The organism is Janthinobacterium violaceinigrum (assembly GCF_009208555.1).
Classification (GTDB): domain Bacteria; phylum Pseudomonadota; class Gammaproteobacteria; order Burkholderiales; family Burkholderiaceae_D; genus Janthinobacterium; species Janthinobacterium violaceinigrum.
The window spans coordinates 135,846-157,737 of record NZ_WFLI01000002.1 but is presented as its reverse complement, the minus strand read 5'-3'; the positions used below and the strand labels follow the sequence as shown (position 1 = coordinate 157,737).

16 protein-coding genes and 1 tRNA gene are annotated in these 21,892 nt (G+C 64.3%); 10 read left to right on the top strand and 7 right to left on the bottom strand.

Translation table 11 applies throughout. From position 1 onward, the window contains the following. The first annotated feature begins 11 nt into the window (after positions 1 to 11). From GCN75_RS02315 to GCN75_RS02305, 3 genes are all read left to right on the top strand, one after another. A complete protein-coding gene (locus tag GCN75_RS02315; protein WP_152281165.1) occupies positions 12 to 461 on the top strand; it encodes an excinuclease ATPase subunit in 450 nt (149 codons plus the stop codon). A 116-nt stretch (positions 462 to 577) separates the two neighbouring features. Continuing rightward, on the top strand, positions 578 to 1,174 hold the full coding sequence (locus GCN75_RS02310; protein WP_152281164.1) for a hypothetical protein: 597 nt from the start codon (positions 578 to 580) through the stop codon (positions 1,172 to 1,174). Positions 1,175 to 1,335: 161 nt separating this feature from the next. Next, complete coding sequence (locus GCN75_RS02305; RefSeq protein ID WP_152281163.1) at positions 1,336 to 1,953, top strand: 4'-phosphopantetheinyl transferase family protein; 618 nt, start codon at positions 1,336 to 1,338, stop codon at positions 1,951 to 1,953. Here the strand turns inward: GCN75_RS02305 and GCN75_RS02300 are convergent. From GCN75_RS02300 to GCN75_RS02290, 3 genes are read right to left on the bottom strand one after another with little or no spacing between them, the layout of a single operon-like run. Next, positions 1,950 to 2,735, bottom strand: coding sequence for a DUF2145 domain-containing protein (locus GCN75_RS02300; protein ID WP_152281162.1), 786 nt, complete (start codon positions 2,733 to 2,735; stop codon positions 1,950 to 1,952). The two genes, GCN75_RS02305 and GCN75_RS02300, sit on opposite strands and share 4 nt — an antisense overlap. Before the next feature lie 5 nt (positions 2,736 to 2,740). Further along, positions 2,741 to 3,157, bottom strand: a complete 417-nt coding sequence (locus GCN75_RS02295; RefSeq protein WP_152281161.1) for a hypothetical protein — start codon at positions 3,155 to 3,157, stop codon at positions 2,741 to 2,743. Positions 3,158 to 3,184: 27 nt separating this feature from the next. Next, positions 3,185 to 3,607, bottom strand: coding sequence for a hypothetical protein (locus GCN75_RS02290; RefSeq protein WP_152281160.1), 423 nt, complete (start codon positions 3,605 to 3,607; stop codon positions 3,185 to 3,187). Positions 3,608 to 3,767: 160 nt separating this feature from the next. Between GCN75_RS02290 and GCN75_RS02285 the strand changes: the two genes are divergently transcribed. After that, a complete protein-coding gene (locus tag GCN75_RS02285; protein ID WP_226941021.1) occupies positions 3,768 to 4,562 on the top strand; it encodes a helix-turn-helix domain-containing protein in 795 nt (264 codons plus the stop codon). 90 nt (positions 4,563 to 4,652) lie between these two features. On the opposite strand, the gene GCN75_RS02280 is transcribed toward GCN75_RS02285, so the two are convergent. Beyond that, on the bottom strand, positions 4,653 to 6,155 hold the full coding sequence (locus GCN75_RS02280) for a DUF3999 family protein (RefSeq protein WP_152281159.1): 1,503 nt from the start codon (positions 6,153 to 6,155) through the stop codon (positions 4,653 to 4,655). Then, positions 6,152 to 9,358 carry a DUF2339 domain-containing protein gene (locus GCN75_RS02275; protein WP_152281158.1) on the bottom strand — a complete coding sequence of 1,069 codons (3,207 nt, stop codon included), beginning with the start codon at positions 9,356 to 9,358 and terminating at the stop codon, positions 6,152 to 6,154. The genes GCN75_RS02280 and GCN75_RS02275 overlap by 4 nt, the downstream gene beginning before the upstream one ends. A gap of 244 nt (positions 9,359 to 9,602) precedes the next feature. Here GCN75_RS02275 and GCN75_RS02270 point away from each other — a divergent pair, with 244 nt between their 5' ends. After that, on the top strand, positions 9,603 to 11,489 hold the full coding sequence (locus tag GCN75_RS02270) for an MFS transporter (RefSeq protein WP_152281157.1): 1,887 nt from the start codon (positions 9,603 to 9,605) through the stop codon (positions 11,487 to 11,489). A gap of 3 nt (positions 11,490 to 11,492) precedes the next feature. Here the strand turns inward: GCN75_RS02270 and GCN75_RS02265 are convergent, their stop codons facing one another. Continuing rightward, on the bottom strand, positions 11,493 to 13,028 hold the full coding sequence (locus tag GCN75_RS02265; protein ID WP_152281156.1) for a hybrid sensor histidine kinase/response regulator: 1,536 nt from the start codon (positions 13,026 to 13,028) through the stop codon (positions 11,493 to 11,495). Positions 13,029 to 13,036: 8 nt separating this feature from the next. Further along, positions 13,037 to 14,584, bottom strand: coding sequence for an ATPase domain-containing protein (locus GCN75_RS02260; protein WP_226941019.1), 1,548 nt, complete (start codon positions 14,582 to 14,584; stop codon positions 13,037 to 13,039). A gap of 386 nt (positions 14,585 to 14,970) precedes the next feature. Here GCN75_RS02260 and GCN75_RS02255 point away from each other — a divergent pair, with 386 nt between their 5' ends. The 5 genes from GCN75_RS02255 to GCN75_RS02235 all read left to right on the top strand — a co-directional run bounded on the left by GCN75_RS02255 (position 14,971) and on the right by GCN75_RS02235 (position 21,672). Next, positions 14,971 to 16,185, top strand: a complete 1,215-nt coding sequence (locus tag GCN75_RS02255; protein WP_319633278.1) for an efflux RND transporter periplasmic adaptor subunit — start codon at positions 14,971 to 14,973, stop codon at positions 16,183 to 16,185. 15 nt (positions 16,186 to 16,200) lie between these two features. Next, positions 16,201 to 19,365, top strand: a complete 3,165-nt coding sequence (locus GCN75_RS02250; RefSeq protein WP_152281154.1) for an efflux RND transporter permease subunit — start codon at positions 16,201 to 16,203, stop codon at positions 19,363 to 19,365. Between the two features lies 1 nt (position 19,366). Continuing rightward, entirely contained in the window at positions 19,367 to 20,815 is a 1,449-nt protein-coding gene (gene adeC / locus GCN75_RS02245; RefSeq protein WP_152281153.1) for an AdeC/AdeK/OprM family multidrug efflux complex outer membrane factor, read from the top strand. 63 nt (positions 20,816 to 20,878) lie between these two features. After that, positions 20,879 to 21,493 (top strand): TetR/AcrR family transcriptional regulator, encoded by a 615-nt coding sequence (locus GCN75_RS02240; RefSeq protein ID WP_152281152.1) that lies wholly within the window; start codon positions 20,879 to 20,881, stop codon positions 21,491 to 21,493. A 102-nt stretch (positions 21,494 to 21,595) separates the two neighbouring features. After that, positions 21,596 to 21,672: transfer RNA gene (locus tag GCN75_RS02235), tRNA-Pro, on the top strand. Positions 21,673 to 21,892 lie beyond the last annotated feature (220 nt).

The window sequence follows — 21,892 nt, the reverse complement described above, 5'->3', positions numbered from 1 at the left end:
AGGAAAACAGCATGAAAAAAATGATGATCCTGGCGGCAATGGGTGCAGCGCTGGCAGTTGTCTTGCCGGCACAGGCAGGCGACACCCGGCACATGATGTCGATCGCCAATGCGATGAGCGCCAACGATGCCCAGGCGCGCCTTGGCGACACCGTCAAATTCTATTTTGGCGACCAGCCGACGCCGCCGGTTGCCACGCGCATCAGCAGCGACAAGACCAGCCAGAAGACCAATGGCGTCGGCAAGTCGGCGGAAACGTCGTGCAACTGGGCCTTCCTGTCGGCCATGCTGGCGCTGCAAAAGCGCGCGCAATCGGTGGGCGCCGATGCCGTCGTCAATATCGTCAGCAATTACAAAAATGTCGAAAATTCCAGCGCCACGGAATTCGAGTGTCATGAAGGCACGATGATGACGGGCGTGGCCTTGAAGGGCGAGTTCGTGAAGTTGAAACCAGGCAAGTAAGTAGCAAGCAGGTAGTACGTAGGCAAGTAGCAAGGAAGCTGTTCAAACAGGTCAAGGGCGCCATTGGCAAGTTCAAGGCGCCTGGAAGCCACTCCAATAAAAAATAGAAAGAGAATATGCACAAAGTATCAAAAACCACCATCCTGGCTGGTGCACTGCTGACAGTATCCATGTTGCAGGGCTGCGCCACGGCGATCAAGGCATCGTCGACGCAGAATCCGGCACCGAGCGAGGCGTTTTCGTCGTTTGGCCGCATCGAAGTCAAGCCGACGGTGTTTGCCCAAGGCTACGCGGGCAACCAGGCGGGCATGGCGAAAATCGATGAAAACATCCGCAAGGACCTGGCCGAATCGTTGACGACCTGGAACGCGGCGCCGGCCAATGGCCGCGTGCTGATCATCGAGCCTATCGTGGAAGAAATCCAGTTCAAGAGCGGCGCCAAGCGCGTCTTCCTGGGTCCATTGGCCGGCAGCTCGGGCGTGCGCATGCGCGTCATGATCCGCGATAACAAGGGTGCGCTGGTAGCGACGCCGGAGTTCTTCCAGCGTGCCGATGCCATGGCAGCCGGTTTCACGTTTGGCGTGCATGACAACCTGATGCTGACGCGCATTGCCAACCTGACCAGTGCGTACATCAAGGCCAACTACGTACGTGCCGAAGGCGGCCCGACAGGCGCCGATGACAAAGCCGTCGCGGCACCCATGACGAACTAGGACGGACGCGGCGCGCAAGCGTCGGCGAGCTTGTTCAAATGGCAGCGACGGGCAACCGCGCTGTCATTTTTTTTGCCGCGGCCTGTTATCGGCCTTCGTGCCGCCGATCTTTATTCCGCCGATTTGTGGCAGACTGCGCCTTTGCCTATCGACGCACTGCCATGTCCACAATCCTGCCCGGCGCCGCCATCTGGCTGCTCGATTCCCGCTGCATTGATCCCGCGCAGCAGACCCAGTATGAAGCGTGGCTGGGCGCGGGGGAAGCGGCCCGCCACGCGCGCTTCGTGCGGCCGCAGCGCCAGCGCCAGTTCCTGCTGGGGCGCGCCTTGCTGCGCGTGGCGATGGGGAAGTTGCTGGGCGTGGCGCCGGCCGCCATCGCGCTGGAAGAGCGGCCGGGGCAGGCGCCGCGCCTGTTGTCGCCGGCCGATGGTCCCCATTTCAGCATTGCGCACAGCGGCCATTGGGTCGCATGCGCGCTCAGCGTCACGACGCCGCTGGGACTCGATATCGAAATGCGCGATCCGCGGCGCGACGTGCTGGCGCTGGCGCGCCAGGCGTTTGGCCCGGCCGTGGCGGCGGAGCTGGAACAGCTGCCGCTGGAGCAGGGGCGGGCGGCGTTCTACCGGCGCTGGAGCGAGGCGGAGGCGCGCTACAAGCTGGGTAGGGAGGCGGCCAGCTGCGTGGCGCTGGACCATGCCGAACTGGCCATCGTGCTGTGCTGCGCGGCGCCGCTGGCGCAGGCGCCCGCCTTGGTCCTGTCCGGCATGGCTCCGGACTAATTTCCCCGCACCACGATTTCCTGTATCTGCGGCTCGCGCTGGCGCATGAAGCGCACGATGGAGTCCACCGTGACGACGTCGATCTGGCGCGTCATGCGGCGCTCGAACGGATGGTCGTCGAAGGCGATATTGGCGCGGAACATGCGCGCGCCCAGGCGCGTGGCGGCGGGTATGCTGAGCGTTTGCGGCGCATAGCTGGCGCTGCGCAGCCAGCCTTGCGCTTCGGCCCGCGTTTCGATCTTGCCCGGCTCGTTGCTGGCGGCAGCCAGGGTTTCCAGCACCCACTGGTTCGAGTTCTGGTACTTGGTGGAAAACGGGTAGGCCAGCATATTGTAGTGCGGCTCATGCAGGCGCTTTGGCGTGTTGCTGGTCAGCAGGCGCACCAGTTGCTGCTGCGTATCCTGGCCCGGGACCAGGATCAGCGTTTCATACATGAACACGTCATCCATGAAGAAATTGCCCAAGCCTTCGTTGTACAGCGACGATTGCGCCGTGCCGCATTCATTGAGTTCATGCACGACCAGCCAGCGCCCTTTCGGGTGGTCGCGCCAGGCCAGCGCCATGTGCGAATAGCGCAGATTGTATTTCGACAGGTCCTGCCCGGCGCGCGCCACCAGCGCCACCTGCGCGCCCGAGCCATCGAGCGCTTGCAGGGTCTTTTGCGCCAGGTCCATCGACTTGACGAGGGTGGACGCATCCGTTTGCTTTTCCTCGCACGAGCGTCCCGCATGGGCGGCGCCGGCCAGGGCCAGGCTGATGACAATCACGGTCAGGCGTTTCATGGGGTTCACGCTTTCGAATGGTGGAGGATGGCCTGGCCGGCTGCATTCGGCACATAGGCGATGGTCTTGCCCGACAGCACCAGCATGTGGCCCGTGGAGACGGCCACCACGTTGACGACGGTGCCGGCCGCCAGCGACAGGCCTTGCATGGCCTTCTGGCTCAGCTTGACGGAAGCCGTGGCGGCGGAGGACGCGCCCCTGGCTGCGCTCTTCAGCACCAGCACGCTGCCGTCGGCCACATCTTCCACCTTGTCGACGACGACTTCACCGGCGGCGGCCAGCACCGACATGGAACCGACCAGCACGATGGCCGAGGCCATGCTGGCGTTGTCGGACGCATTGGTGGTGTCGGAGTTGGCGGCCTGGGCCAGCGGCGCCAGGGTGGTGGCGCACAGCACGGCGGTGGCGAGCAGATGTTTCATGGGATGTCTATTCTTCATTGTTGATGGTTACACTTTCGAGTGGTGCAGCAGCGCCTTGCCCAGTTCGTTCGGGATGAAGGCGATGGCCTTGCCGGACAGCACCAGCATATGGCCGGTGGACAGCGCCACCACATTGACCACCGTGCCAGCGGCCAGCGACAGGCCCTTGGCCGCTTGCGTGCTCATCTGGATGGAAGCGCCGCCCGCTTCGGAAGCACCCTTGAGCACGATGACGATGCCTTCGCCCACCGTCTCCACGCTGGCGACCACCACCTGGCCGGACGCGACCAGCATCGACATGGAACCGGCGACAACGATGGCGGAACCCTGGCTCAGGTTTTGCGAGCCGTTCGACAGGTTCTCGGACGCGGCAGCGTGCGCCAGGCCGGGGGCGGCCACGGAGAACGTCAGCAGCGACAGGGACAGGCAGAGGGGCAGCAGGCGTTTCATGTGTTTCTCCTTCAAGTGTGCCAAGTGGCAACGCCATCATTGTAGACTGTGGGCAATTGGTCAATGAAAACGCTACTCGTAGCGGGAAGGCATACCGCAGGTAGCGTATTGCGCTACTTTTTTGCCGCTTGAACCGATGCTATTTTTATAAAGGAAGTGCATGCCGCAAACCCACGCCCTGATCGAAGCCTTGAAACGCCTGCTGAAGGCGCGCGCCGTCACCTATGCCGAGCTGGCCCAGCGCATCGGCGTCTCCGAAGCCAGCGTCAAGCGGATGTTTTCGCAGAAGCAATTTACGCTGCAGCGCCTGGACCAGATCCTGGTGGCCATCGGCAGCGATTTCCAGCAGTTGGCGCAGGCCGTGCAGACGGCGCAGGCCGCGCCCACCCTGATCACGGGGCTGACGTATGCGCAGGAAAAGGAAATCATCGAAGACACCCGGCTGTTCGTGGTGGCCGTCTCCGCCCTGAACTTGCTGCCGCTGGAACAGATCGTCGCCATTTACGACATCAGCGAAGCGCAAGCTGTCAAATATCTGCTGCGCCTCGACAAGATCGGTTTTCTGGAACTGCTGCCGAATAACCGGGTCAAATTGCTGGTGGCGCGCACGTTTGCGTGGATACCGAACGGCCCCATCCACACGTATTTCAAGCAGGAGGCGTATGGCGACTATTTGAATTCCCAATTCGATGGCGAGACGGAATTGCTGCGCCTGGTGAACGTGATGCTGTCGAAGAAATCCACGGCGGCCTTGCTGGAGCGCTTGAAGCAAGTGGCGGTGGAGTTTTCGCAGCAACACCAGGAAGACGCGCGCCTGCCCGGCGATGAGCGCCTGGCCATCAGCTTCATGCTGGCGGCGCGTCCTTGGATGCCGCGGACGTTCAAGGCGCTGCTGCGGCACACGGCTGCGCCAGTCGGCCAGTCGGCCAGTAGGCCAGTTAGTCAGTCAGCCTAGTCGGCCAGTAAGCTAGTCAGCCAGCAAACAAGCCAGTTAGCCAGCACATCACGCCAGCCAGCAAGCCAGTAAGCCGGCGCTTCCTGGCCGCTAGCCGCGCTGCGTGCCGCCGTCCGTTTTCTCCTGGTCGGCGTGTTCCTGGCCCGCTTGTTCCGGATCCGTTTGCTCCTGTTTCATCTGGGTCAGCAAGCGCCAGGCAAAAAAGCCCAGCACGCCCACGCCCAGCAGCAGGGCGCCCCACAGCGCGGCCAGGCGCCATGGTGCTGCATCCTGGCTGGCGGCGGGCGCGGGTGCCTTGTTTCCGTTGGCTTGGAGCGGGCCCGTGCTGGCGGTTTTGAGGGCCAGCAATTCATCGGCCTGGAAGCCGGGCGCCACCTGCGACAGCGGTTGCGCCACGGCTGCCGCATTGCTCTTGCCGAATGCCAGTTGATAGGGCGGCTTGCCGCTGGCCAGCAATACCATGGTGGCCGGTGTCCAGCCCAGGCGCAAGGCGGGCGCATTACCGGCAGAGAGCGGGTGTTCGGTCGGCGTCTGCATGACCCACAGTGCCGTCTGCGTCACGGGCATGGCCAGGTCGCCCGAGATCCTTTCCTTGCCATCGAGGCCGATGCGGTAAAACGTGGTGCTCAGCAAGGCATCAAAATACGGGCCTTGTACCGGTTGCGTCTGCTGGCGCAGGTGTAGGCGGTGCCGGGGAACGTAGCTGTTCTGGCGATACACGCCCAGGGTCACGGGCAAGACCACGTTGCTTTGCGTAAATTGCAGGGCGATGCTGTCGGCGGGAATGGCGATGGGCGCGGGATAGCGCCATTCATGGTCCTGCTGACCGGGCACGCCTTGCAGCACGATGGCGGCGCGCGGTGCGGCGACTTCCGTTTCGCTGACGGCTTGCGCCGCGATCGCCGCAAAGGCCCGCGGTTCGCCCGCTTGCCAGCTCAGGCGTGCATAGCGGAACGGGCGCGGCGCGAAGGCGATGCTGTCGTTGGCCAGGGTTTGCGTGTCGTTGTTGCTGAGCCAATTCAGGGTGGTGGTGCCGATGGCGTCCCATTGCTTCAGGTCGTCGCTTACTTCCAGCAGCACTTGCGCACTGTAATTGTCCGTGCGGGCCGGTGCCGTGAAGCGCAGGGCGGCGATGTGGCTGCCTTGCGCCTGCTTGCCCAGGTCAAGGATCAGCGCCTGCAGCGCGGCCGTGCCGGCCGTCGTGCCGGCCCGCGTGCTGACCGACAGCAGCCGGCCATCGTCCGCCGTGCGGATATCGATGCCCTGCACGCCAAGGCTGGACGTGCCCGTCACGGGAAAGATACGCGCGGCAATATCTGTCCGCTGCATGGCCGATTGCGCGGAAGGCGCGACCATGGCATAGGCCAGGCGCTTGCCGTCGCCATCGAACAGGCGCACGTCGGCCAGGCTGGCCGAGCTGGCGTGCAGGTAGACTTCCCGGGGCAGGGGCAGCTGGACGATGCCTGCGCCAGCGGGCACATGCACGGGCATGCTCCAGCCGTAGTCGTGTGGCCGGTCCGGCACCTGGCCCGTTGGCGCGGCCAGCGCGGCACCCATGACCAGCATGCTGCAAAAGAGGAGTGACGATTTCATGCGGCTCCTTGCTGTGGTGCGGCCGGCGCGGCAGCCTTGGGGAAAGGCGCCAGGTAGCCGATCAACACCATCAGCAAGCCTACGCCCACGAAGGACACGATGCGTTCGATGCCGCCCACGTTCGACAGGTCGATGGCGAACAGTTTCAGTACGACCAGCCCCAGCAGCACGGCGCCCAGGCTCCACTGCTGGCGCCGCTGCTGGCGGGCCGCGTGGCGCATCAGCAGCAGGGCCGTGACGCTCCACACCAGCGACAGCATCGCTTGCACAAACTGCGAGGCCAGCATGGCATCGAAGGTGTACGGCACGCCCAGGTAGTGCGAGACCGTACGCAGCAGCATCAGGTTGAACCAGACATACACACAGCAGGCGGCCACGGCGGGCAAACGTGCTTGCCACAGGGCGGGCAGGGGGACCTGGCTTGCTGGCAACAAACGGTAGCTGGCCATGGCCAGCAGGATGGCAAAGCCCGTGCTCAGGTCCAGCGGATTGAGCAGCGGCAAATAGGGCAGGGGCGCCATGGCGCCGTCGTCGACGATATTCCACGCGGCGATCAGCAGCAGCGACCACAGCGCGCCCAGCGGTATCAGGGGGCGCTGGTACCACGCCGCAATCGGCGCCACGGGCCAGGCGCCCGCGCGGCAGCGGCGGATCAGCCAGGCCAGGGCCAGCATCATGGCCCAGGCCGGCAAGTAGCGGGCCCAGGCGGGGCTGACGTTGCCGGCATGGCCCGCCAGCCAGGCGTTGACGAGTATGGCGCCCACGGGCCACAGCATCAGCCATGGCGCTGCCGTGCGCAGCGTATGCAGCAGGCGCAGCGCGCGCGCGTCGAGTTGCCAGCCCGCTTGAGGCCAGACCATCAGCAGGTATTCGCCGGCCGCCAGGGCACTGGCCAGGGCCAGCCAGCTCCAGCCGCCGGGCAGGTAGTCGCGCAGGTACAGCGCCAGCAGCAGGTTGGCGCTCCACAGGCCCAGGCCGAGCCAGGCGGCCACGCTGAACCAGCGCAGCTGCGGCCAGTCCAGGCGCCGCGCCAGGATGGCGAACACGGGTGTCGTGACGCACACGGCAATCAGGTACAGCGCCAGCCAGTGCTCGCCCGCGTGCGGCTGCAGGGACAGGTCGCCGTCGATCAGGCGCAGCAGCCAGCTGACGAGCGGCACGAGGATGGCGGCAAACCACAGCAAGCCGCTCCAGGCCAGCAGGGGGCGCGCGACCAGGGCCAGCAGCTCGTCGCCGCCGCGCGCGCGCAGCGCAAGGAAGCGGGCGCTGGCAAAGGCGGCGGCGCCAAGCAGCAGTGCGCTGAGGAAGGAGCCGCCGAACAGGCTGGCCGGATGCTGGTCCCAGACCCAGCTGGCGCGGCTGAGCATGATCATGCCCGCCAGTACCTGCACGGCCAGCAGCAGCGCGCGCGGCGCATGCCATTGCTCGCGCCGCGCCAGCCACGCCAGCAGCGCGGCCACGGCCAGCGCGCTGACGGTGAGCAGGTTCAGCTGCGTGGCTGCTTCCGTGCGCAGCAGGATTTCGTTCCAGATGCCGCCCAGCAGCCAGACGGTGGAGGCCGTCAGGAACAGCACGGACAGGCCGCTCATGAACTCGGGATGCAAGTGGCTGCCGTGGCGGCGGAAATTGTAGGCCATCACCAGCGCGGCGGCGGCCAGCAGCGCGCAGCCCAGCCAGATGTTGGCGTGCAGGGCCGCTGCCGTATCGAGTTCCAGCATGGCGCCGAGGAAGGCAAGCCAGGCGGCTCCCTGCACCAGCAGGCCGAAAGCCCAGGCCAGGGTCTGGCGCTGGCGCAAGCCGACCCAGACGATGCCCGCGCCTTCCAGCGCCCAGGCGGCCGACGTCCAGCGGCCGTCGAGGGCGAACGGGATGGCCAGGGTGCCGAAGACGATGCCCAGCGCGAGGAAGGCTTCGGCCAGCAGCTTGAAGCCATTCCTGCGCCACAGCGCCACGGCCAGTCCCGTGTAGCACAGGCCGGCAATCAGTGCGGAAAACGCCAGGCCGAAGTCAAAGTGCCGCACCAGGCCGTATTGCAGGCCCATGGCCGCCAGCGGCGTGCCGAAGACGAGGGTGCCATCCACGTAGTGCTTGAGGCGCGGCGCCTGGCGCGCGCAGTAGGCGATGGCGATGCCGACATAGAACAGCACGAACAGGATCAGGAACAGCTGCGTCGACAGGTAGTGCTCGGGCGTGTAGCGCAGCAGGCCCCAGGTGGTGGCGACGACAAAGGTGAAGCCAAAGCTCAGCACATTCAGGACGCGCCAGGCGCGTCGCAGGGCGATGGCAAAGACGCCCGCGTTGAGCAGCGCGTAATAGCTGAACAGGCCGATATGGTTGCCGCTGCCCGTCGACACGAGCAAGGGCACGGCAAAGCCGCCCACGATGCCGAAGACGGCCAGCCAGACGGCGTTCTGCAGCACGGCCAGCAGGCACGTGAACGCCGTCAGCACGAACAGCATGGCAAACGCCAGGCCGGCCGGGATCAGCTCATACAGGCGGAAGGCGCCAAACGTCACCAGCATCAATATCGCCAGCGCCGTGCCCTGCAGCGGCAGGCTGATGCCGGGGCGTTTCAGACGGATGCGCCAGGCCCAGGCCAGCAGGGCGATGTCGGCCAGCGCAATGCCGGCCAGGCGCAGTTCGATGGGCACGGTCACCTGCGCCGACACATACTTGAGCAGGAAGCTGACGCCGAGGAAGAGGATCAGCAAGCCCAGCTTGGCTACCAGATTGCCCGTAAACAGCCAGTTCTTCGCCTTGGCAACGAGGCCATCGGGGCGGGCGATCCAGGACGGGGTATTCGGCGCGGCAGGGGCGGGCCTGGCGGGGGGCGGCGGCGCCGATGGTGCCGGGGCGGATGGGGCGGCTGGCGCGGTCTTTGCCAGTGCGACGGGCTCGCTCGCGGCCGCTTGCGGCACGGGGGCGGCTGGCGGCGCCGGCGCAGGCACCGGCGGGGCAACCGCAACAGGCGCCGGGACTGGTATTGGTACCGGCAGCGGCGCCGCGCTCTCTACGACGGGAACGGCAGCGGGCGCTTCGCCCTGGCCTTCCAGCGCCCGCAGGCGCTGCTGGATGCCGTCGACTTCCTTGCGCAGGCGCGCCGTCAGCAATTCCAGATCCGCCACCTTGCGGCGGTACTGCAGCACCAGCACGAAGGCGGTAATGAGCAAGCCTAGGATGAACAGCGTGATCAATCCAAACATGGGGCAGCTTTCCTGAAAGGGCAGGGCGAAGGCGCCCGATGTATGCGCACATTACCTTATTATCAAGAAACAAGCGATTTCTGTCGTGTCGGGGCAAGTGCCAGGAAGTGTGTTTGGCGGCAAGGCAGGCATGGGACCGGAGCGGGCTTTTCATATTGATGCCAAGCAAGATGACGACATTCAGATTGTCGTGCGCAGGATAGTGCTGTATTTTAGCAATTCCTTAATAGCCAGTCCCCATGCCATGAGTCAAAGCAGCCAGTTTTCCTTATTGTCGCAGCGCCGTTTCGGGCCCTTCTTCTGGACCCAGTTCTTTGGCGCCTTCAACGACAATCTGTTCAAGACGGCCCTGATGGTGATCCTCGCCTACGATGCGCTGAGCTGGACCACGCTCGATCCGTCCACCATCACCAACCTGATCCCCGGCCTGTTCATCCTGCCCTACGTCGTGTTTTCGGCCACGGCGGGCCAGCTGGCCGACAAGTTTGAAAAGGCGGGCCTGGCCCGTTTCGTCAAATGGATGGAACTGGCCATCATGGCAGTGGCGGCCGCCGGCTGGATGACGCATACGCTGTGGCTGCTGGTGGCTGCCGTGGTGGGCATGGGCGTGCACTCGACCCTGTTCGGCCCCGTCAAGTATGCCTACCTGCCGCAGCAGCTCAAGCCTGAAGAATTGGTTGGCGGCAATGGCCTGATCGAGATGGGCACGTTTGTCGGCATTTTATTGGGCGAAATCCTCGGCGCCGTCCTGATCGTGCACAAGCCGCTGGGCGTGGAACTGGTGGCGGGCGCGACGATTGCCGTGGCCGTGTTCGGCCTGATCGCCAGCTACCGCGTGCCGCGCACGCCCGCGCCCGAGCCAGACTTGAAGGTGAGCCTGAACTTCGTGGCCGAATCGTTCCGCAACCTGAATTTCTCGCGCAAGAACCGCCCCGTCTTCCTGGCCATGCTGGGCAACTCCTGGTTCTGGTTCTACGGCGCCCTGATCCTGGCCCAGTTCCCCGTGTATTCGAAGGATTTCCTGCATGGCGACCACAGCGTGTTCGTGCTGCTGCTGACCGTGTTTTCCGTCGGCATCGGCACGGGTTCCCTGCTGTGCGAACGCCTGTCCGGCCACAAGATCGAAATCGGCCTGGTGCCGTTCGGCTCCATCGGCCTGTCGCTGTTCGGCATCGACCTGTATTTCGCCAGCAATGCGTATGCGAATACGCAAGTGGTCGACGCGCTGGCCTTTGTCAGCCAGGCGGGCGTGCCGCGTATCCTGCTCGACATCGTCATGATCGGCGTGTTCGGCGGCTTCTTCATCGTGCCCCTGTTCGCCCTGATCCAGACGCGCTGCGACCCGAAACACATTTCGCGCACGATTGCCGGCATGAATATCCTGAACGCCCTGTTCATGGTGGCGGCGGCCGGCGTGGCCATCGTGCTGCTGGGCCAGGGGTTTACGATTCCCCAGCTGTTCCTCGTCACGGCCATCCTGAATGCGCTGGTGGCCGCCTACATCTTCTCGCTGGTGCCGGAATTCCTCATGCGCTTCCTCGCGTGGATCCTGATCCAGACCGTGCACCGGGTCAAGGTGGTCGATGGCGAGCGCATCCCCGCGGAAGGCGCGGCGGTGCTGGTGTGCAATCACGTGAGCTATGTGGACGCCATCGTCATCATGGCGGCCAGCCCCCGGCCCATCCGCTTCGTCATGGACCACCGCATCTTCAAGATGCCGCTGATGGGCTGGATTTTCCGCACGGCCAAGGCCATTCCCATCGCGCCGGCCAAGGAAGATCCTTTCCTGATGGAAAAGGCCTTCATCGATATCGCGCAAGCGCTGCATGAAGGTGAACTGGTCTGCATCTTCCCCGAAGGCAAGCTGACACGCACGGGCCAGATCAGCGAATTCAAGGGCGGCATCGCCAAGATCGTCGAGCGCAGCAAGGTGCCCGTGATTCCGCTGGCGCTGCGCGGCCTGTGGGGCCATCTGTTGAGCCACCGCAATGGCCATTTGTTCGAGCGCGCCTTCAAGGCGGGCTTGCGCTCCCGTCTGTCGCTGGCCGTGGGCATGCCCGTGCCGCCCGAGGCCGCCACGCCGGAATTGCTGCAGCAAAAGGTGCAGGAATTGCGGGGCAAGTGGAAGTAACGCTTACTGTGGCCGTCCCGCCGCCGCCCGCTGCGCCAGGTGCGTACTGAGCAGGGCGACGATGGCGGCGAACTCCACGGGCTTCGTCAGGTGATGGTCGAAACCCGCCTGCTCCGTGCGCGAGCGCGCCTCGCCCTGGCCCCAGCCCGTCAAGGCGATCATCAGCACGTCGCGTCCCTGCGCCTTGCGGCGCATGCGGCGTGCCGTTTCATAGCCATCCATGTCCGGCATGCCCAGATCCATCACGACCAGTTGCGGCCACGCCATATCCACGGCGGCCAGCGCCTGCGCGCCGTCATAGGCGACGCGGGCGGCATAACCTTCCAGCTGGAACAGGCTTTGCAGGGAATCGGCCGCGTCGCGGTTGTCGTCCACCACCAGCACTTGCAACGGCGGACTCGCGCCGGCGGGTGACGCGTTGCCGGCGGCGGCCGTGGTGCCCGGCGCGTCGCTGGCGCTGGCGGGCAGGGTGACGATAAAGCGGCTGCCGCGGCCGGGGCCGTCGCTATGGGCCTCGATGCTGCCGCCATGCATTTCGGCAAATTGGCGCGCCAGGCTGAGACCGATACCGAGGCCGCTGGCCATCTGGCCCGCCACTGTAGGGCCTTGTTCGAACATGGAAAAGAGGCGGGGGATGGCCTTCGGCTCGATGCCGATGCCATCGTCTTCGACGGCCACCTGCAGCCGGCCCTGCGCCAGGCGCGCCGTAATGTGGATGTGGCCGCCGTCCGGCGTGAATTTCACGGCATTCGACACGATATTGGCGAAGATCTGCACCACCCGTGCATAGTCGGCGTGCAAGGTCACGGCCTGCGGCGGCACGGCGAGCGCAATGCTGATGTGCCGGCTGCTGGCGGCCGGCTGGCACAGCTCGGTCACATGGTCGAGTACTTGCTGCAGCTGGAAATCCTTGAGCTGCAACGACACCTTGCCGCTGGTAATGCGCGCCACGTCGAGCAAGTCATCGACCAGGCGCGTCAGGTGCGTCACCTGCCGTTCGATCACGTCGCTCACCTTGCCCACCTGCTCCGAGGCCGGGTACAGATGCCTGAGCAGGGCCACGGAAGACTTGATGGGCGCCAGCGGATTGCGCAGTTCGTGCCCGAGGCTAGCCAGAAATTCATCCTTGCGCCGCTGCGTTTCGCGCACCTGGTACTGGCGCTGGCGCGCGCGCAGCATGGCGTGGGCCGACGTGATCAGGGTCAGGATGTGCACGGGGCGTTCCAGCAGGGTCAGGTTGCCCAGGGTGGCAATGGCTTGCCGCAAGGGCAGGGTATCGAGTCCCGCGTGCGTGAGCACGGTGATGGGCAAGTCAGACCAGTCCGGTTGCTGGCGGGCGTAGGCATCGAGCACGGCGTAGACGCCCGCATGCAGCGCCTCGTCCACCGTCAGCACGCCGCCGGCGCCCAGCGCCAGCTGCTCGGCCAGATCGCCGGGGGAGCGGCAGGCATGGCTGGCGATGGCGCTGCCCGCCAGTACCGTGCCGGTCAGGCTGGCGTCCTGGCCGGCCGGCGCGTAGATCAGGATGCGCTGCTCCATGACGGTTCCTAGGGGAAGGGCGTGCCGCCGATGGTAGGCAAGCCCGACAGGATGCCATGAAAGCCGGCCAGGGCCGGGCCGATGCGGATGCCCTGCGGGCTGATCTCGAAGCGGCGGATGCTGCGTTCGTGCGCGCTGCCGCGCTTCTTGAAGACGGAAATGGCTTGCCGCACCTCGCCCTCCGTTTCGTAGTAGCGCAGCATGATGACGCCGTCGGCCAGGTAGCTGGCGTCGGCCGAGGTGGTCATCGCCGTGCCCAGCATGTTTTGCTGCACGCCGACGAGCAGGGTGGCCACGCCGCGCTGGCCCAGGTAATTGAGCAGTTCGTGCAGGTAGGTGCTCTGGAAGCGCTCGTCGGGCACGGCATGCATGTAGCCGTTCAAGCTATCGATGACGATCACCCGGGCGCCCCGCTCCGCCGCGTCGACGATGGCCTGGGCGAATTCGCCCGGGGTCAGCTCGGCCGGGTCGACCTGCTGCACGCTCAGCAGGCCCGCGTCGAGCGCTGCCTGCAGGTGCATGCCCACGTTGCCGGCCCGGTTCAGCAGCTTGCTGCGCGCTTCCTCGAACAGGAACATGGCGCACGGTTCGCCCCGCTCGGTGGCCGCGTGCACGAATTGCGCCGCCAGGGTGGACTTGCCGCTGCCGGCGGGGCCGGAAATGAGGGTGCTCATGCCTTCTTCCAGGCCGCCGCCTATCATGAGGTCGAGTTCGGGGATGCCGCTCGACAGGCGCCGGTGGTCGCCGTCGCGGCGCGTGTCGGCGGCCACAAGGCGGGGATAGACGACCAGGCCGTCATGGGAAATCTTGTAGTCGTGCGTGCCGCTGCGAAACGGCACGCCCCGGTATTTCACCACGCGCACGCGGCGCCGGTCATTGCCATATGCCTGGTTCTGCCGTTCCAGCGAGATCACGCAATGGGCCACGCTACGCACTTGCAAGCCGTCGTCCAGCGCGGAACGGTCATCGATCAGGACGGTGGTGCAGTGCCGGCTGGCCAGGTATTGCTTTAAAGCTACTACCTGGCGCCGGTAGCGCAGCGGGTTTTCCGCCAGCAGCTGCAGTTCGGACAGCGAGTCGAGCACGAGGCGGGCCGGGCGGTGTTTTTCGATGGCGGCCAGGATGCGCTGGTTGGTCGAGGCCAGTTCGATTTCCGACGGGTGGAAGATGGTGTATTGGCGCCCGGGGTCGAGCATGTCGTCGCTGGGCGCCACTTCCTCGATGGCGATGCCGGCCAGGTCCCAGCCGTGCGACAGGGCGGCGCCGCGCAGTTCGATTTCCGATTCGGCCAGGGCGATATACAGTGCGGGCGCGCCGCTGCGCGCCCCTTCGGCCAGGAATTGCAGCGCCAGGGTGGTCTTGCCCGTGCCCGGTTCGCCTTCGACCAGGTACAGGCGGTCGGCCAGCAAGCCGCCCGTGAGTATGGTGTCGAGGCCGGCAACGCCCGTCGACAGCAGCGGCGGCGCACCCGGGCCGCCCGCGCCATCGTCCTGCGTGCTGTGTTGCGCCTGTGCCGTCATCGCTGCGCCCCCGCTGTGCCACACCGTGAACACCATATTAGCGCGTCTGGCGAGGGATGTCTTTTCGATACCATTGGTAAATAATTACTGCGCCTCCCTTGCCGTGACGGACAGTGTTGCGTCCGTGTCGGCTAGTTCAGCAAAGAAATCTTGACCCTGCTAAAGTAATCACTCAATCCACCTTTTCCGCTTTGCCGTTTTTGCATCGCCCGCCTCGTTTCTGCTCCACTTTGCTGGCGTGCCGCCGCTGTCGCTGTCCTCAATTCATTGCTTCATTGATAATTTAATTCGCTTGATGGTTACTATGTTTCAATTGTAACGATGCTTGACGATTTTAGAATGATCGTTCATTCTTTGATCTGCGTTAATAAATTTAGTCATTTCTAACGACACTAGCCAGCTTCTTTTTCAGAAAGTCCAAGATGCAACCAACCTTTTCCTTGACGTCGCCGCGTACGAGCGGCGCTATTGCCGTTATGTGCGCCACTGTAATCATGGCCGGCTGCAGTAAAAAACAGGAAGCACCTCACGCGCAGCAAGCGCCACAGGTGGTCGTGTTTACTGTTAATCCGGCCGCGTTGCCGATGAGCGCCGAATTGCCCGGCCGCACGAATGCCTACCAGGTCGCCGATGTGCGTCCGCAAGTGGGCGGCTTGATCCAGAAGCGCCTGTTCATCGAAGGCAGCGATGTGAAAGCGGGCACGGCCCTGTACCAGATCGATCCGGCCACTTACCAGGCTGCCTACAATTCGGCCAAGGCGGCGTTGTCGAAAGCCAAGGCCAACTTGCTGACGGCCGGCCCGAAAGCCACACGCTACAAGGAACTGGTTGCCATCGAAGGCGTGAGCCGCCAGGAATACGACGATGCCGTGGCCGCGTTCGAGCAAGCGAAGGCTGACGTCGAGTCCGCCACCGCGGCGCTGGAAACGGCAAACATCAACCTGAAATACAGCACCGTGACGGCACCGATCAGCGGCCGCACCAGCCGCTCGACCGTGACGGCCGGCGCGCTGGTCACGGCGGGCCAGGCCGATGCGCTGACCACCGTGCAGCAGCTCGATCCCATCTATGTCGACGTGACCCAGTCGAGCACGGACCTGCTGCGCCTGAAGCGCCAGATGGCCGACGGCTCGCTGAAAAAAGTGGGCGAAGGCCAGGCCAAGGTCGATCTGATCTTGCCGGATGGCAGCAAGTACAGCGAATCGGGCAAGCTGCAGTTCGCCGGCGTGACGGTCGATCCGACCACCGGCAACGTGATCCTGCGCGCACTGTTCCCGAACCCGAAAGGCGAATTGCTGCCAGGTATGTACGTACGTGCGCAGCTGGAAACGGGCGTGGATGAAAAAGCCATTACCGTACCGCAAGTGGGCGTGACGCGTAACCAGAAGGGCCAGGCCACCGCCATGATCCTGAACAAGGAAAACAAGGTCGAGCAGCGCGTACTGACCACCAGCGGCACGGTCGGCACCAACTGGCTGGTGACGTCCGGTCTGGCTGCAGGCGACCGCGTGATCGTGGAAGGCTTGCAAAAAATCAAGCCAGGCGCCCCGGCCGTTGCCGTGCCGGCCAAGGCCGAAGCTGCTCCTGCGCCCGCCGCTGCCGCTTCTGCCGCAGCATCGGCTGCCAGCGCCCACTAATTCAGGAGAATATTAATGGCCCGTTTTTTCATTGACCGCCCGATTTTTGCCTGGGTGGTCGCGATCGTCATCATGCTTGCCGGCGTGATTTCGATCCTCAGCCTGCCGATCGCGCAGTACCCGAGCATTGCTCCGCCGTCGATTTCGATCAGCGGCTCCTATCCTGGCGCCTCCGCCAAGACCGTGGAAGACGCCGTCACCCAGGTCATCGAACAAAAGATGAAGGGTATCGACGGCTTGCGCTACATGGCTTCGTCGAGCGATGCGACTGGCGGCATCAGCATCACCCTGACGTTCACCAGCGGCACCAATCCTGACATCGCCCAGGTGCAAGTGCAGAACAAGCTGCAGCTGGCCACGCCACTGCTGCCGACGGCTGTCACGCAACAGGGTCTCGTCGTGTCGAAAGCCACGAAGAACTTCCTGATGGTGTTCGGCTTCATTTCCGAAAACGGCAAGATGGACCAGACCGACTTGAGCGACTATGTGGCCGCCAACGTCGTCGATCCGCTCAGCCGCGTTGCGGGCGTGGGCGACGTGACCCTGTTCGGTTCGCAGTACGCGATGCGTATCTGGCTCGACCCGGCCAAGCTGCAAAGCTTCAACCTGACCCCGGCGGACGTGATCACGGCCGTGCAGGCGCAGAATGCGGAAGTGTCGGCCGGTGAACTGGGCGGCACGCCGTCCGTCAAGGGCCAGCAGCTGAACGCCACCGTGTCGGCGCAAAGCCGCTTGCAAACGGCCGAGCAGTTCGGCGCGATCTTGCTGAAAACCACGACCAACGGCGCCATGGTGTACCTGAAGGACGTGGCCAGCATGGAACTGGGCCGCGAGAACTACAATACCGTGGCCCGCTACAACGGCCATGCGGCCACCGGCGTGGCGATCAAGCTGGCGACGGGCGCCAATGCGCTCGATACGGCCAACGCGGCGAAAGCCATGCTGGGTAACCTGAGCAAGCAATTCCCTGAAGGCATGAGCTACCAGGTGGCGTTCGACACCACCCCGTTCGTGAAACTGTCGATCGAGGAAGTGGTCAAGACCCTGGTCGAAGCGGTCATCCTGGTGTTCCTGGTGATGTACCTGTTCCTGCAGAACTTCCGCGCCACCCTGATCCCGACCATGGCCGTGCCCGTCGTGCTGCTCGGTACCTTCGGCATCCTGAATGCGTTCGGCTACTCGATCAACACCTTGACCATGTTCGCCATGGTGCTGGCCATCGGCCTCCTGGTCGATGATGCGATCGTGGTGGTGGAAAACGTCGAGCGCGTGATGAGCGAAGAGGGCTTGTCGCCGCTGGAAGCGACGCGCAAGTCCATGACGCAGATCACGGGCGCGCTGGTCGGTATCGCCATGGTGCTGTCGGCCGTGTTCGTGCCGATGGCCTTCTTCGGCGGTTCGACGGGCGTGATTTACCGCCAGTTCTCGATCACGATCGTGTCGTCGATGGTGCTGTCCGTCGTCGTCGCGCTGGTATTTACGCCAGCGCTGTGCGCCACCTTGCTCAAGCCGGTCGAAAAAGGCCATCACGCGACGAACAAGGGATTCTTCGGCTGGTTCAACCGCAGCTTCGACAGCAGCAGCAACAAGTACCAGGGCCTGGTCGGCGCCATGATTACGCACCGCGCCCGCTCGATGCTGCTGTACGTGCTGCTGCTGGCCGGCCTCGTGTTCATCTTCATGCGCTTGCCGACGTCCTTCCTGCCGGAAGAAGACCAGGGCATCCTGTTTACGCAGATTCAATTGCCGACGGGCGCCACGCAGGAGCGCACCCTGAAAGTGATCGAGCAGGTCGAAGACCACTTCATGAACAGCGAGAAAGACAACGTCGCTTCCGTGTTTGCCGTCGCCGGTTTCAGCTTCGGCGGTAACGGCCAGAACACGGGTATCGCCTTCGTGCGCCTGAAAGACTGGGCACTGCGCAAGGACGTGGCGCAAAAAGCGCCGGCAGTAGCCGGCCGCGCCATGGGCAAGCTGTTGCAGATCAAGGACGCGATGGTGTTTACGTTCGCCCCGCCTGCCGTGCTGGAACTGGGTAACGCCACCGGTTTCGACATGCAGCTGCAGGATATCGGCGGCGTCGGCCATGACGCCCTGATGGCGGCGCGTAACCAGTTGCTGGGCATGGCCTCGCAAAATCCCACCATGGTGGGCGTGCGCCCGAACGGCCAGGAAGATACGCCGCAGTACAAGATCGACATCGACCAGCAGAAGGCAACGGCGCTGGGCTTGCAGATTGCGGAAATCAACCGCGTGCTGAGCGTGGGCTGGGGTAGTTCCTATGTAAACGACTTCCTCGACCGTGGCCGCGTGAAGAAAGTGTTCATGCAAGGCAATGCCGAATCGCGCATGCAGCCGGAAGACTTGAACAAGTGGTTCGTGCGCAACAGCGCTGGCCAGATGGTGCCGTTCTCGGCCTTTGCCACGGGCAAGTGGATTTACGCTTCGCCGCGCCTGGAACGCTACAACGGCTTGCCGTCGGTAGAGATCCTGGGTACGCCGGCACCGGGCCAGAGCACGGGCGCCGCCATGAATGCGATGGAAGCGATGGTGGCGCAGCTGCCGCCTGGCATCGGCTTCAGCTGGACCGGCGTGTCGCTGGAAGAGCGCGAGTCCGGTTCGCAGACGCCGCAGCTGTACGCGCTGTCCTTGCTGATCGTGTTCCTGTGCCTGGCTGCGCTGTATGAAAGCTGGTCGATTCCATTCTCCGTGCTGCTGGTCGTGCCGCTGGGCGTCATCGGCGCCGTGCTGGGCACGTGGATGTTCGGCCTGTCGAACGACGTGTACTTCCAGGTGGGCTTGCTCACGGTGGTGGGCCTGTCGGCGAAGAATGCGATTCTGATCGTCGAGTTCGCCAAGGAAATGCAGGAATCGGGCATGTCGCTGCTGGACGCGACCTTGCATGCGGTGCGTCTGCGTCTGCGTCCGATTCTGATGACCTCGATTGCCTTCGGCCTGGGCGTGTTGCCACTGGCTATCTCCAGCGGCGCCGGTTCCGGCAGCCAGAACGCCATCGGTATCGGCGTGCTGGGCGGCATGTTGACGGCCACGTTCCTCGGTATCTTCTTCGTGCCGGTGTTCTTCGTGCTGGTGCGCGGCTTCTTCTCGAAGTCGGACGCGCCAACCACGCCGGCGACGCCTGGCGCGCCAGCCGTCACGCTTTCCAAGGATGCACATTAATATGAAAAAATCGCTACTCTCCATGGCGGCACTGGCCTTGCTGGCCGGTTGCAGCCTGGCCCCTACGTACGAGCGTCCGGCAGCGCCGGCGCCCACGGCGTGGCCGACGGGTCCTTCCTACAAGGCCGACACGGCCGCCGCCGACGCCAAGCCGGTGGCGGACATCGCCTGGCGCGAGTTCTTTGCCGATGCGCGCCTGCGCCAGGTACTGGAACTGGCGCTGGCCAACAACCGCGACCTGCGCGTCTCGATCCTCAACATCGAGAAGGCGCGCGCCACCTACGGCATCGAACGCGCCGCCCTGATCCCGACCCTGTCGGCGTCGGGCGGCCAGACGGCCACGCGCGTGCCGAAGAACGCCAGCGCCACCGGCGAAGCGTCCATCAACCGCCAGTACACGGCGAACCTGGGCGTGTCGGCTTACGAGCTGGACTTCTTCGGCCGCGTGCGCAGCCTGTCCGACAGCGCGCTCGAGCAATACCTGGGCACGGAAGAAGCACGTCGTGCGCAGCAGATCAGTCTGGTGGCCGAAGTGGCCAGCACCTATCTGAACCTGGTGGCCGACCAGCAGCGCCTGCGCGTGGCGCAGGACACCCTGAAGAGCCAGCAGTCGTCGTATGACCTGGCCGTGCGCCGCTTCAGTGCCGGCGCCACGTCGGGCCTGGACAAGTATGATGCGCAGACCAGCGTCGAGTCGGCCCGTTCCGACGTGGCCGTCTACACGAGCCAGGTTGCGCTGGATCAAAACGCGCTGGTCCTGCTGGTGGGCGGCCCCGTGCCGGCCGACTTGCTGCCGCAAGGCGAGTTCGGCACGGTGACGGCCCTGGCGGACATTCCGTCCGGCTTGCCGTCGGACGTGCTGCAACGCCGTCCCGACGTGCTGGCGGCCGAGCGCACCCTGCGCGCGGCCAACGCCAACATCGGCGCGGCGCGCGCGGCCTTCTTCCCGCGCATTTCGCTGACGGCGACGGCCGGTTCGCTGAGCGACAATCTGTCGGGCCTGTTCAAGGCGGGCAGCGGCACGTGGAGTTTCATTCCGCAGATCAGCTTGCCGATCTTCGATGGCGGCGTGAACCGCGCCAACCTCGATATCGCCAAGGTGCAGCGTGAAATCTCCGTGGCGCAATACGAAAAGGCGATCCAGGTCGCCTTCCGCGAAGTGTCCGATGCGCTGGCCCAGCGCGGCACCATCGACGAGCGTCTGCAATCGCAGGTCTCGCTGGTGGAGGCGTCGACGAAGAGCTACACTATCCACGACGCGCGCTACAAGCAGGGCGCCGAGTCCTACCTGAACGCCCTGGTGGCCCAGCGCGCGCTGTACACGGCGCAGCAAAGCCTGATCACGGCGCGTTTGGCCAAGTCGACCAACCTGGTGACCCTGTACAAGGTGCTGGGCGGCGGTTGGCAGCCTGAGCAGACAGCCGTCGCGGCGGCTGGCGGCGTCCAATAATCACGGGGACGCCGACGCCGGCCTTGCCCGCAAGGGCAGGGCCGGCGCGCTACTGGAAAAGTCATGAACCAAGTTGAAAAGAAGCATCCGGATCCCGAGCGCGCCAACACGCGGCGCAAGCAGGTGCTCGATGCGGCGGAGAGCTGTTTCAGCCGCCGCGGCTTCCACGGCGCCAGCATGGCCGAGATCTCGAAAGCGGCCGGCATGAGCGCGGGCCACATCTATAATTATTTCGACAGCAAGGATGCGATCATCGCCGCCTTCGTCATGCAGAATACGGAGCGGGTGTCGAACCTGATGCAGGACCTGGCGCAGCGCGAAGATCCGCTGCAGGCCGTGATCGACAATGCGGGCGAGCATGTGCTCGAAGCGCTGGACCCGAAAACGTGGATGATGCCGCTGGAAATTTTTGCCGAAGCGTCGCGCAATCCGGCAATCGCCGAAATGCTGCAATGCTCGGACCAGCGTTCGCGTCAGTTATTTCTCTCCATCATCCGCGACGCGCGCATCAAGCGGGGCTTGCCGGCCGACGAGGAAATGCTGCAAGGGCGCCTGAACGCCCTGGTCGCCATGTACCAGGGATTGCCGGTGCGTTTCATTCATAACCCGGACGTCAAGGTCGAGCCTCTGATCGCCGGTTTTCGCATCATCCTGACGGCCTTATTGCTGAACGAATAGGGCGCTTGCCACGGACATGCAAAAAAGTTTGCGCAGTTCGATATGAATCATGCGCAAAGCATGGCAAAAACCTAAAAGCGTCTGCTATAATTCCCACCTCGTCGGGGCGTAGCGCAGCCTGGTAGCGTACATGCATGGGGTGCATGGGGTCGGAAGTTCGAATCTTCTCGCCCCGACCATTAGATTCAAGGACTTAGGCCACTCTTCGGAGTGGCCTTTTTCTTTGGGCGCCCTGTGCAGCACGCCGTCGCCATGACGGCATGCATCATGTGCCGTGCGCTTCATCCCTCGTTTCCCCCTCCTGTTCCCCGATTTCCGTCCCCTGTCGCGTAGTCAACCTGGCAATACGGCTTTGGTCTATGATTTGCTGGCACATGCACGTGTGATGTTTTTCCTTCA